We start from the raw sequence: 13605 nt of genomic DNA, 5'->3' as shown, positions 1-13605 counted from the left end.
AAGGTGACCATTGTCACCTTACAACGGGATAAATGTCACCTTATAAAATGACATTTGTCACCGCATAAGGTGACTATCTGTGTATGAAGAGACAAAAAAACTATAAAGATACAAAATTAATCGGTGAAAAGCAAGAGCAGGCATAAGCATTTAATGATTAACGTACTTTTGAGTACAACAGATGGTATTGTTTTGTACATATTGCCAATAATCTCGTTGCGTACATTCTTATCCCCTTTTTTGTACAGAATGTCGGGTCGTATTTGCTTTTTACGGCTACATTTGTTTTTATAATTCATTATAAACCCATAATTCATTATAACCTCATCAAATATGAAACATCTGAATCTGTTTTTAGGTGGATTGTCATTAGTTGCCACAGGAGCTTATGCACAATCCCAACAACAGCAAACGCACCCCAATGTAATCTATGTATTTCCCGACCAATTCCGCAACGATGCATGCGGATTCTGGAAGCAAGATGATTTTAAAAAGTATAGAAAGGCAGAAGGAGATCCTACCATTACTCCCAACTTAGACAAATTTGCAAGAGAATCGTTGGTGCTGACTTCCGCGCAAAGCAATAATCCGGTAAGCAGCCCGCACCGCGCCATGTTGATGACAGGCATGTATTCGGCAGAAAAGAACGGAGTGCCCGTCAATTGCAACACCGGCTCTCCCAACAGCAGTCTGAACCCTGAGGCTATCACCATAGGCGATGTGTTCAGCCAGGCAGGTTACGATTGTGCCTATATCGGCAAGTATCATCTGGATACACCCACACCCAACGACCCCAACAATCCGGGACACTATGTCAATGCAAAGATGCCGGTATGGGACGCCTATACCCCTAAAGAACGTCGGCACGGTTTCAACTACTGGTACTCTTACGGGACTTTCGATGAGCACAAGAACCCGCACTATTGGGACAACGAAGGGCACAAGCATGAACCACACGAATACTCGCCGGTGTATGAAGCGAAAAAGACCATCGAGTATATGAAGAACACGAACAACGTGCGCGACCCGAAAAAACCATTCCTCATCATGGTGGGCATGAATCCGCCCCATAGTCCGTACAATTCATTCAAGGACTGCATGGAAGAGGACTATAATTTGTATAAGGATATACCGATGGATGCCCTTATACGTCCGAATGTGACAAACAAGCATCTGCCCAAAGTGAAATCCACACCCTACTATTTTGCCAATGTGACAGGAGTGGACCGCGCCTTTGGCATGATTCTGGATGCCTTGAAAGAGTTGGGATTGGAAGAGAACACTATCGTTGTGTTTGCCTCCGACCACGGTGAGCTCATGTGCAGCCACGAACTGCCCAGCGAGGCGAAAAACATGCCGTATGCCGAGGCGATGAATATCCCGTTCATCGTGCGCTACCCCGGAAAGATAGCCCACCGGGTAGACCCCTTGCTGCTTTCCACTCCCGACATCATGCCTACTCTCTCCGGACTAGCAGGAGTGGAGAAATTCGTTCCGTCGGATGTGCAGGGTAAGAACTACGCAGAACTGTTTTTCGATGCTAACTCGTTGATAAAACGCCCGACAGGAGCGTTGTATATGAAAAACGGATTTGGAAAGAAAAACCAAAAGGGTGAGAATTTAGGATATTCTGTTGTGGCACGAGGGATAAAGACTGCCAAATACACCTTGGCCTTTACCATTACAAAGGAAAATAAAATCAACAAAATGTTCTTTTTTGATGATGAGAAAGACCCCTATCAGCTCAATTGCCTGCCACTAAAAGGCAACGAGAAGATTGTGAAAGAACTCGGCAAGGAGTTGGGACGCCAGTTGAAGGCTATTGACGACCCGTGGTATAAGGAGAAAATTCTTAAAGACTTAATCAGTTATAAATAATATGATCACCATGAAATTTAGACATTTATTAGCGGCATCGCTATTCATCACATCGGGAAGTTTACTTGCCCATCCAACAGGCAAGAAACCATTACCTTATCAGAATTCCCAATTATCGGTGGATGAGCGGGTGGAGGATTTAATCAAGCGAATGACATTGGAAGAGAAAGTCTACCAAATGTCAGCGCTGCGTTTGGGAGAGGGCGACGAGATATTCGAGACAAGCGGAGAATATTCTATGGAGGATATCCGCCGGAAATTCGGAAAACATGGAGTGGGTTACTTGAGTTGCCCCACTACAGATATGCCTGCCCCCAAAGCGGTCATCACAGGAAACCAAATACAAAAGATTGCAGTGGAAGAGACCCGCTTGGGAATACCCGTCATGATTGATGCGGAGGCTATACATGGCTGCCGTGCTACAGGCGCCACTTCTTATCCGCAGTCGATAGCGCTGTCCTGCACCTGGAATGTGGACCTAATGGCACAAATAGCCGATGCGATTGGTCGGGAAACCTATAGCCGTGGTATTAATCAGGTGTTGTCGCCTACATTAGACCTGGCACGCGACCCGCGTCACGGGCGTATGGAAGAGTGTTATGGTGAAGACCCTTTCTTGGCTTCACGCATGGGTGTGGAATTTATAAAGGGGGTGCAGAAGAACGGTGTGGTTTGCAGTCCCAAGCATTTCCTTGCCAACTTCGTGACAGACGGTGGACGCGACTCGGGCAATGCGGGAATGAGCGAGCGTGAATTGCGCGAGATACACATGAAGCCTTTCCGGGCTGCCGTGGAGGAAGCGGGCGTGAAGTCGTTGATGGCTGCCTATAATTCGGTTGATGGTGTGCCGTGCTCCGCCAATCGCTGGCTACTGACAGACGTGTTGCGAAACGAATGGGGATTTGATGGCTTTGTGGTGTCGGACTGGAGTGCGGTAAGCCACGCTCATGGTCATTTGAAGATAGCCCCGACGCAATTGGAGGTTGCTGCTTTGTGTGCAAAAGCAGGCATGGACGTGGAGCTGCCTCGTATCAAATCGTATGCGAAGTTAGCCGAGATGGTGAGACAAGGGAAGATAACGGAAGAGGAAATAGATACAAACGTCTGTCATATCCTGCGTGTGAAATTTCAAATGGGACTATTCGAACATCCCTATGTGGATGAGAAGTTGGCGGAGAAGTTGTGTGACGCTCCGCAATTCCGCAACTTGGCACGCGAAGCCGCACGGCAAAGCATCGTATTGCTGAAAAACGAAAAAAAACGGCTTCCGCTGAACGGTGTGCGTAAGTTGGCGGTAGTAGGTCCTAATGCCAATGTGGTACAGTTGGGCGGTTATTCAGCCAAGGGTGTAAAAGGTGTCAGTCCGCTCGAAGGAATTAGAAATGTCTTTGGAAAGCAAATGGAGATTTCATACGCTAAAGGTTGCGACCTAACCGGCAATGATACGTCCGGCTTTGCGGAAGCGGTGAAGTGCGTACAGGAGGCCGATGCCTGCGTCATGGTGATGGGCGGTGCCAACTGGACTACCGGCGGAGAGACGAGAGACCGCAACAATTTAGATCTGATGGGAATGCAAGAGGAACTGATTCTTGAAATCGGTAAGACAGGCAAACCGCTGATAGTGGTGTTGGTGGAAGGACGTCCGGTGACAATGACTCGTTGGATGGATAAGGCTGATGCCATTGTCATGATGTTCTTTGCCGGCGAGGAAGGCGGCAATGCCTTGGCGGAAATCCTGAGCGGGAAGGTCAATCCTTCGGGAAAACTGACGGTTTCTTATCCGCGCCATACAGGAGATTTGCCTATGTGTCTGCTGCACCGTCCTTACGGCCGCGAGGGCAACATCGTAGAGTATGGACAGAACGCCATGCCTGCGAGCCGCTACTTCCCGTTGTATCCGTTCGGTTACGGCTTGTCGTACACCACATACGAATATAAGAACCTGCGCATGGAGAATGACAAACTGGCGAAAGATGAGGATATTCATTTCTCCATAGATGTCACCAATACGGGGAACATGGATGGCGATGAAACTGTTCAGGTCTACCTGACTGATTTATATTGTCGGATTACCCAATCGGAAAAGCAACTCAAAGCGTTCCAACGGGTGCATGTTCCTGCCGGACAGACGAAAACCGTTTCGTTCACGTTGCCCTACTCGGCACTCTCTTTCCTAAACGAACGCCTGCAACCGGAGGTGGAAACGGGAGAATTTGAATTGTTAGTGGGATCGGACTGTATGCGGGGAGCGACTCAACGCTTTTGGGTACAGTGACAAGATTAAAATCGATAACTAATTTTATGATTCATATCAATAAATTATTATATTAACGTGGGTTCGATATAAGCAAATAAATATTTCTCTGAAAATTAGGAACATAGCGATAAAAGTATTAAATTTATAGTGCTAAATTATAACATTTAAACGATTATCACTATGTTCCCAGAGTCCAAAGTTACAGAGATTTATTGTATGGCAGATGATTTTAGCAAAGAATTTGCATTGCAACAAGAAAAATATATGGTTGAAGACAAGAAACATCAGCACCGTAACAAGCCTAACCGGATGAGCGATGCTGAAATTATGGTTATTCTTATCCTGTTTCATTCGGGCGGTTTCAGATGCTTCAAGCATTATTATAAGGAGTATGTCTGCAAACACCTGACACACCTGTTTCCCAAACGTGTATCCTACAACCGCTTTGTGGAACTGTAAAAGGAAGTGTTGCTTCCACTGACCATTTTTATTAAGAAGGTTTTGCTGGGCACCTGTACGGGCATCAGTTTTGTCGACTCCACTCCCTTGCGTGTCTGCCGCAACCAGCGGATACTGATTCACAAGACCTTTGAGGGACTTGCCGAACGTGGAAAATGTTCCATGGGATGGTTCTTCGGATTTAAGCTTCATCTGATAATCAACGACAAAGGGGAGATACTGAACTTCATGTTTACTCCGGGCAATGTGGATGACCGCGAGCCCCTGAAACAAGGAAAATTTTTGGAAAATATAAAAGGAAAGCTATGTGCCGACAAAGGGTATATCGGACAGGCCTTGTTTGAGAACCTCTTTCTTAATGGCATACAGCTTGTCGCCAAGGTAAAGAACAATATGAAGAACTCGCTGATGAGCATAGCCGATAAGATTCTGCTGAGGAAGAGAGCCTTGATTGAAACGGTCAACGATGAATTGAAGAATATCGCGCAAATAGAACACTCAAGGCACCGGTCCTTCAACAACTTCATCGCCAATGCACTATCAGCCATTGCCGCTTATTGCTTCTTTGAGAAGAAGCCTGCCATTGATGTGAGTGTTATCAATGACAGGCAACTAAATTTGTTTTGAATTATATCGAACTCACGTTATATTATTAGTGTCCGATAAACGTGTTTAACCTCCCACTCTGAGTGGTTTTATTCTTTGATAACTCCTATTTCAGGGAATATGTCGGCCGTCAGAGGAAAATAAAAGGTCAAATAAGACTTGTTGGTTTTACTGGACATCAATAAATTAAGCAGTTACAATTTATTGACAATGAAAAAAATAAAATGTGTTTACTCCTGCTTTTTCAAAAAGAACTTCAAAAGGACAATTGGGACTTGCGGCTTATGATGATATTCCCAAGAAGATATATTTGTTGTTGTGTATCGGAAACGTATATTATGATAAAGCTCAAACATGCAAAGATGATACTTGCAGTTTGCTTTTACCTGAACTACATCCGAACAATAAACGTGCGGAAGTAGCTCAATAGCGTTGTCTGTTCACCCGCCATACCCAGCAGACTTTTGACATCCCCGGTAGTCACACCGTCACGGACAGCCGACTGTTCCGCATAGACACCCAACGCCATCGCACGGATTTCATCCAGCCGGTTGTTGATATCCTTTGCCTTCACGCTTTTGCCCGAAGCACGTCCCGAGTTCCACATCAACTGCGGCACACGGAACTTCACGCTAAAAGCCGCTTCAGAATACTTGCCGATGTTCAGCCTTGCCATTACAGGACACATTCCATTGGCATCCGCCTCGCTCTTTTTGAGGTAGAACGACACCTTGACATTTGCTTGATTTATAATTTTTTACTTTGTTAGCAAAATTACCGGATATCGAGCAAATGAATGGCATGACGAATATAGCGGAACATGGAAAAAAGCCCTATGCATGACATTCAGAACCTGTATTTTCTCCTTTTTGCGAAAAAATATTAACTTTGTATTCGCAAAATATGAGTGAAACAGCGTTCTTTACAGTGATGTCAGGAGTAGTACAAAGACCTTTTTCCGTACTGCTTTCGACCTTGAATCGGCAACGGATAAGTAGCAATTTATTTTCCTAACTCCTCCGAAACGGGTCAAAACCCCATAATGGACGAATATAGGTAAAGCCTGCATATCTCCCTTTAATTCCATAGTTTGCATTATTCCTGCGAAATCCATCCGTATGTGAGCGAGTTTTTTTATATTTGCATTATTATTAACGGAAAGAACCTATGGAAAAGATTGAAATAGAAGAAAAGATTGTAGCTATGCTAAAAACGGTGTACGACCCGGAAATCCCGGTAAACGTATACGATCTTGGACTGATTTATAAGATAGATGTCTCCGATAATGGAGAAGTAGTACTTGATATGACACTGACCGCCCCTAATTGTCCGGCTGCTGATTTTATCATGGAAGATATTCGTCAGAAAGTGGAATCGGTGGAGGGAGTGACTTCGGCTATCATAAATCTGGTGTTTGAACCGGAGTGGGACAAAGATATGATGAGTGAGGAAGCGAAACTCGAACTAGGCTTTCTCTAGTGATGAGTGACAAGCTGACTATAACTAACAACTCAAAGCCTATGAAGAACGTTTATTTCCTTTCCGATGCGCATTTGGGGTCCCGCGCCATTGAACATGGTCGCACACAAGAGAGACGCCTGGTGAACTTTCTCGACAGTATAAAACATAAGGCTTCTGCCGTTTATTTGCTGGGAGATATGTTCGATTTCTGGTATGAATTCCGTTTGGTAGTTCCTAAGGGATATACTCGTTTTCTAGGAAAGATCTCCGAACTTACGGACATGGGTGTGGAAGTTCACTACTTTATAGGCAATCATGACATTTGGTGTGGAGATTATCTCACAAAAGAGTGTGGTGTCATTATGCACCGTGAACCGTTGACTACCGAAATCTATGGGAAAGAATTCTATTTGGCTCATGGTGACGGATTGGGTGATCCGGATAAGAAGTTCAAATTACTTCGCCGAATGTTTCATAGTACGACTTTGCAAAGAATGTTTTCTGCTATTCATCCTCGTTGGAGTGTGGATCTGGGTTTGACATGGGCCAAGCATAGCCGACTGAAACGGATTGACGGAAAGGAACCGGATTATATGGGGGAGAATCAGGAACATCTGGTTTTGTATACCAAAGAATATCTGAAGAGCCACCCGAATATCAACTTCTTTATATATGGGCATCGCCATATTGAACTGGATCTCATGTTGAGTGCAACTTCCCGTGTGCTGATTCTCGGGGATTGGATTAATTTCTTCTCGTATGCGGTATTCGATGGAGAGAATCTCTTTCTGGAGGAATACATCGAAGGAGAGACACAGGTGTAATTGATCTTGTTTTGTTTAGACGCAGATTAACGCAAATTATCGCAGATTATTAAGATTATTCTTTCGGGAAATTATTCTTATTTATCTGCGATAATTTGCGTTAATTCTATGTTTAATCTATTCTACTTAAGCTGTTTATTCAGGTCTGAAACTTGTTCCTAAGAAGAAATTGTGTGGTTCGACCGTTATATTACCTGATACTTCGTCACCGGTCATGTAATTGTACTTGATGTTAGAACCCAGAGAATAGTTGGTGGTATCATCTCCAAAATTTCCTACGACTACGAGTTCTTTATCATTGTATTTCAAACTGATGGTGCGGGGTGTGTTCCCTGTCCAATTAGCAGTTTCTACTTTCCATGAGAATGTTGCATTTTGCCCGAACAAATCCGCGTGCGTTTTGCGTAAATCTAGTAGTTTAGCATATACATCATACAAACTTTTGCGTGCAGGTTCATCATAATATTCCCAATGTAACGGCTTCTTTGCTGTTTTTTCATCTTTTTCACCAAGTGTTTCGTCATAACCTAATTCACCGAATTGCCAAATCATTTTAGGACCCGGAACTGTGAAACAGAAGGCAGCGTTGGCGGCAAGCTGGTTCATGCGGGTAGTAAGATCTGTTTGTATTTTTCCGTTTCCATACACTTGGGCTTTATAGGCTACACGTTCTTCATCATGACTTTCCATGAAACCTACCCATCCGCCAAAATGGATACTGTTTCCGCCACTTTGTATCAAATTGCTAAAGGAACTGCGATCTGAATACCCCATCCCTGATTGATAGTAGCCTTCATCATGTGTGTTACTTCCTTTACGCCAACACTGTATGCCTGCTAAAGCTAATACGTTTTCTTCTGCCCAATCAGTCCAGTGCTCGCAAATCATTACTGCTTCTGGAGATACGGATTGGATAGCGTTGTAATAATCCCGTAGAATGCTGATACGTGACTCATCGTAACCTGAAACGTCCGTATCTTTATTTCCGTTTTGTGTGAACCCTTTAGTCAAGTCAAAACGGAAACCATCGATATGATATTCGTTAATCAGATATTTTAGATTACGTTTTACAAAGTCTCGTACCAATGGACTTTCGTGGTTGAAGTCGTGGAATACATTGAAAGCATGACGGGCTTCAACATTGAACCATGGGTTATTCTCAGCAGTTCGGTTATTTTTCGAATCCCAATACAGATGGGCAAAAGTGTTGCTACCTGTAGCATGGTTGTAAACAACATCAAAAAGTACTGCGATACCTCTTTTGTGGCATTCGTCAATAAATCTTTTGTACATCTCAGAAGTACCGTAGGCTTTATCAAGTGCAAAATAGAAGGTTGGATTGTACCCCCAACTGTCATTACCTTCAAACTCCTGTACGGGCATTAGTTCGATGGCGGTAATACCTAACCTTTCCAAATAATCGAGTTTCTGCATCGCTCCCTGTAGATCTCCGGTTTCGGTGAAGTCACGCAAGAGTAACTCATAAATCATCAGATTGTTCTTATCTGCTATTTTGAAATTGTCGTGTGCCCATGAATAGGAATCTTTCTGTATCTTGAATGTTGAAACAACTCCGGCCCCTTTCGTTGGATAGATACGTTGGGACGAAGGATAAGTGGATTCCGGAATATAGGAATCGCTGCTTGCATCGAGAATCTTCTCCGTATATGGATCGGCTATACGTAGTTCTGTATCTTTTTCTCCTTCTACAGAACTCTTTTTTCCCAGATAATATTGGAATGCGTATTCTTTGGTTGGCTCAAGACCGCTTAAAGTAGTCCACCAACATCCCGCTGATTCGTCATAATACATTTGAGAGTTTTCATCATTGCTGCGTTTCCAATTATTGAAGTCTCCCATGACATAAGCATAATCGTAATAACGGTTGCCGTCTTTGTCTTTCTCATACAGTACCAAAGTTACTGTATGATTGTCGATAATATTAATACCATGTTGCAGTCCGGAAGGCATTGACTCTAGCTTTATCTCACCCGGAGTAAAGCTGTTGTACTTATCATCCTCAATATCGACAAAGGTATCTTCTTCTATTCCTTTTTTGCCATCGGTAGTACGGATAATCAGTCCTAACTGTTCAATAGGAGTTGAACCGCTTCCGAACCAATCGCGTATTGTAGGTGAGAGGGTGATTTTCCATACATTCTCCTTTACACGAAACATTTTACATTTTTCGGTATCTTCTGTCCAAGCAGCCGGTACATACATCCAAGTACCTTCCGAATATACACCGGCATGGAGATAGCACGCTTCTTGATAACCCAATAACGGGCATTCTTTTTCTCCTTCTGCCAACTCTTTACCTTCTGCATAAAAATAGATATCCAAAGCTTCGTCCGCATTGGGTAACTCGTTTGTTTCGGCTTTGGGATTCAGGTTGAAACCGAATTTCAGCAGGCTTATGTCAATGTCATCCTCTACAATAGGTTCTTCCTCTTCTGCTTTTGTCAGGAGGCTCAGTTTGTCGGAGTCTGTCCACTCGTCACTGCATGAGCTTATATAGGGCGCAGTGAATAGCAGTAATAATATATATATCAAATATTTCTTCATAAAGCTTTTCTTTTTTGATGGATGGGTTATTCTTTAATGACTATTACGTAAGGAGTCGGTTCGTTGAAATACCAACGTATCTCGTAATTGCCGGTTTGGCTTACGGTAAATTGGCTTTCGTCGGTAACATCCGTTTCGAAATGTCCTTCGGTATTTTGTGGAGTCACTTCCATGTTCAACATCTGTGAACGTATTTGCCACGTATTTCCGGCTTGCATCTTCACTCCTTTCTTTTGTAAATACCATTTTTTATTACTTTCATCATAAACGATTTCCATTTTGGACTCATCACTGAAAGAATAATTGTTATGTTCACCTAATAACATCCATGACTTTTCTTCATTGCTCATAGTGAGACGACCGTTGTTTGGATTAAATTCTACGGTGTAGCTGGTATTGTTGTTACCGCCGTAAGAAGTGATATTTTTGCTGTCGTTACCTAGAGTCAAGATTCCACTATTGATTGGAGCTCCCCAATTTCTACCATTCCAATTGGGTTGGTCTGTGATTTTCCACCCTTCATAAAGATTTTTTGCAATAATGTGTCCTTTGTACGAACCACTTTCTGTTTTATATAGCTTTTGAGTTTGATCGTGTTTCCAAGCACAGTATTCTCCTACTAGATAGAATACTTCCGGTGTATTCTCGCTATTATCATAAGTCATCGCTACAGTTTTTGCTTCTGATAATACTCCTGTCTCAGTATTGCCGAAATAAGCTCTTACCCGAAACTCTATCTCCTGTTCTGCACTAAGCGTTACTGCATTATGTGCTATTTTTAGGTATTTGATGGCCTTACTTAAGATTGCATTGTTTATATCTAGGTTTGTACTGGTCAAACCGCTTTCCAATATTGCTTTTTGTGAGAATTCTGCGTCTTTTATATCCATTTCCACTTGGTATTTAGCTCCTTCTACAGCTTCCCATGCTAGAGAATAAGAAGTGCCGGAAGTTAAATCCATATTTTCCGGAACAGTAGTGAATGTCGGAGTAGCTACATACGGAGTGATGCTGATAGTCAGAGGTTCGGAAGCCAACGCTTTGATATATCCGCTCTTAGTAGCTGAAACAGAGAGGTTGATTTCTGTTTTTCCTACTTCCTTACTATATTTTGCCAATAGACTGACAAGTGCATCATTCAGATCTTGGTGAGTCAGATTGTATGAGGTTTCTTGAGTAGTCTTGACAGTCACTTTCTTACTCCAATTATATTCCGTGTTTGTTTTGGGCAGATTTATTTCTATTGCATAGCTGATACTTGCATTATCACCCAAATAAGCCTGTTGCCACGTTAAGGGTAATGCCGTTTCTTCTTTCTGACCGGCCGCTAAAACTAGTTCGCTAATGTCTGTTGATGTGATGACCGCTGCTTTGTAGCCTGTATTTTCATTGTCGTATGGAGTGACAGTGGAAGAAACGATATTTGAAACAAGAGGAGCTTTCGCCTCTGAAATGACAGAGGTTACACGAAATTCCAGATGAACGGTTTCTATGGTGTATATTCCTGCTTCACCAGCATAATTCTTGAATAGAGACAGTACATAGTCATTCAACTCTTTATTCGTAAATGAAACAGTCGAGTTATTGCCTACCAACGAAGATAAGATTACTTTTTTATCTCCGAAGTTGTTTTCGCCTTTTATATCCATCTCCAGATTGTTCGTGATCGATGCATTATATCCCATTTGGGGTACACTCCACTTGAACGTCAGTGCAACTTCATTTTGTTGAAGCGGGTTGATGGTATATGTTTCCGGTAAAGCCTCCAATACAGCAGGCTGAGCCTGTCCGTCGCTATAATAGGCTTTGTCTAAGTCACTTTCACAGGCTTGTAATAAACAAGCTGCGATCAGTATACCTATATATCCGTATATTGTTTTCATGTATATTCTGATTTTTAGATTAATAACCTTCGTTTTGTTGTAAATTACCATTAACGCTGATATCGCTTACAGGTATGGGGAAAAGATTGTAGCGTTTGTCTACACCTACTCCGGTGATAACTCCTCCTTTTTCAGCCCACGTATAAGTATTCGAGGTAAACAGTCCGTAACGGATTAAATCGGTACGGCGGGTGGCTTCCCAATAAAGTTCACGACAACGTTCGTTTAAGATATTTCCAAAGTTTACGCTGGCAGTGCTTCCATTAATGGATGCGGAAGCCTTCAACCAAGCTGCATCCACTTGGCTATAACCGGTTTTGGCACGTTTGCGCAAGTCCTGTATGTATGTCACAGCTTGGGATTCGCTTCCCCCTTCTCCACCACGGGCTACGGATTCCGCATACATCAGATATACATCAGCCAGACGGAATAGTGGAAAGTCTGTGTCAGGGAATACGGAATTCTTTCCCGGAGTACCGTCACTGTTCAGGTTCGTGAATTTGAATACCGACCAACCTTCTGTGGTAAATGTACCGATAGATGAGGTTTTGATATCCAATGAACGTCCTGTGCTATAAAAGATGGCACGGTTGTCGTGTGAATTTAAATTGTCGGCGGTCCAGGCTGATTCTTCCGCTTCATATTCGAACGCACGTATCAGATTTCCTGTAGAGCGGAAGCCATCCCATCCACCGTTGCATCCGTAGTTGACAACAGTGCCTTCGCTACTTGAACGCGAGCCGACAATGATAGCTCCTATTCCATAGGACTGAGTAGTGTTGCCGTCAGCCAATACCGGGAAAATGATTTCTTTTCTGGCATTGGTATTTTCTCCGTTGTCTGCCATAAAAAGTTCGGCATAATTGTCTGCCAATGAATAGTCATTACTGCCCAGAATATGTTTGCAATAAGTGATACAGTCAGTATAACGGGGTGTTCCTGTATAAACTTCGGCATTGAGATACATACGTGCCAATAGGAACTCAACGGTATGTTGATCTGCACGTCCGTATTCGTCTGTCTGTTCGGGAAGGAGACTACGAATAGCAGTAAGTTCCTTTTCTAGCCAGCTGAATAGGTCTTTGCGATTGATTTGCTCCGGTAGCGTCGAGGTTGTTTCTTCTGTGACAAAAGGTGGATTGGCAAAAGCATCCATCAGCACGTAGTAGGCTAAAGCACGGCAGAAACGTGCTTCGGCACGATAACGTTCCCGGTCTACTTCGTCGGGGGCATTGTTCAGTTGTTTCAGAAAATCATTTGCAATACTTACGATGTACATAGAACGGTGGTAAAGCCCTTCCATTGATTCCACCTTAGCTGTATTCCAGGATAACCCGTTAACTTGCGGTACCCAGCTATCCGACCAGGCGCATTTTACTTCGTCTGTAGTACTTTCTTGCAGTGTCCACCAACAACGCAGGAGTACTGTGTTACCGGCATTCAAATCACTCAAATCCGAAGAACCCGCATCTTTTTGTCCGGAGAGGGCCCATACCGAATAGATCTTTTTCAATCCCTGTGTGTAGCTTTCGGGAGTAGAATAGGCGTCTTCGGCCGTCATGATATTCGGATCGAGAGGCATCACGTCCAAATCACCTATACATCCGCCGAATAAAATGAGGGCGGAAACCAATATGATCGATTTTATAGAATAGAATTTCATAATGCTGAC

7 protein-coding genes and 2 pseudogenes are annotated in these 13605 nt (G+C 43.3%); 5 read left to right on the top strand and 4 right to left on the bottom strand.

Annotation, left to right across the window (positions count from 1 at the left end):
• Positions 1–333 precede the first annotated feature (333 nt).
• The 3 genes and pseudogenes from GD630_RS02000 to GD630_RS01990 all read left to right on the top strand — a co-directional run bounded on the left by GD630_RS02000 (position 334) and on the right by GD630_RS01990 (position 5221).
• Complete coding sequence (locus tag GD630_RS02000) at positions 334–1878, top strand: sulfatase family protein (RefSeq protein ID WP_143867547.1); 1545 nt, start codon at positions 334–336, stop codon at positions 1876–1878.
• A gap of 10 nt (positions 1879–1888) precedes the next feature.
• Positions 1889–4153, top strand: a complete 2265-nt coding sequence (locus GD630_RS01995) for a glycoside hydrolase family 3 N-terminal domain-containing protein (RefSeq protein ID WP_182505686.1) — start codon at positions 1889–1891, stop codon at positions 4151–4153.
• A 162-nt stretch (positions 4154–4315) separates the two neighbouring features.
• A pseudogene (locus GD630_RS01990) lies at positions 4316–5221 on the top strand (IS982 family transposase).
• A 382-nt stretch (positions 5222–5603) separates the two neighbouring features.
• On the opposite strand, the pseudogene GD630_RS01985 reads toward GD630_RS01990, so the two are convergent.
• A pseudogene (locus tag GD630_RS01985) lies at positions 5604–5951 on the bottom strand (Arm DNA-binding domain-containing protein); the annotation flags it as partial.
• Positions 5952–6367: 416 nt separating this feature from the next.
• Between GD630_RS01985 and GD630_RS01980 the strand changes: the two are divergent.
• Positions 6368–6679: a metal-sulfur cluster assembly factor gene (locus tag GD630_RS01980; RefSeq protein WP_007755015.1), complete on the top strand. Its 312-nt coding sequence runs from the start codon at positions 6368–6370 to the stop codon at positions 6677–6679.
• A 41-nt stretch (positions 6680–6720) separates the two neighbouring features.
• A complete protein-coding gene (locus tag GD630_RS01975; RefSeq protein WP_022276521.1) occupies positions 6721–7485 on the top strand; it encodes a UDP-2,3-diacylglucosamine diphosphatase in 765 nt (254 codons plus the stop codon).
• 135 nt (positions 7486–7620) lie between these two features.
• Here the strand turns inward: GD630_RS01975 and GD630_RS01970 are convergent, their stop codons facing one another.
• From GD630_RS01970 to GD630_RS01960, 3 genes are read right to left on the bottom strand one after another with little or no spacing between them, the layout of a single operon-like run.
• On the bottom strand, positions 7621–10050 hold the full coding sequence (locus GD630_RS01970; protein ID WP_143869013.1) for an alpha-amylase family glycosyl hydrolase: 2430 nt from the start codon (positions 10048–10050) through the stop codon (positions 7621–7623).
• Between the two features lie 26 nt (positions 10051–10076).
• Entirely contained in the window at positions 10077–11933 is a 1857-nt protein-coding gene (locus GD630_RS01965) for a SusE domain-containing protein (protein ID WP_238482956.1), read from the bottom strand.
• 19 nt (positions 11934–11952) lie between these two features.
• Entirely contained in the window at positions 11953–13596 is a 1644-nt protein-coding gene (locus GD630_RS01960; RefSeq protein ID WP_143869009.1) for a RagB/SusD family nutrient uptake outer membrane protein, read from the bottom strand.
• Positions 13597–13605: the final 9 nt, after the last annotated feature.

The sequence above is a fragment of the Bacteroides zhangwenhongii genome (genome assembly GCF_009193325.2).
GTDB classification, from domain to species: Bacteria; Bacteroidota; Bacteroidia; order Bacteroidales; family Bacteroidaceae; genus Bacteroides; species Bacteroides zhangwenhongii.
Note: the sequence above shows the minus strand (reverse complement) of the source record. Positions and strands in the feature narration are given on the sequence as shown.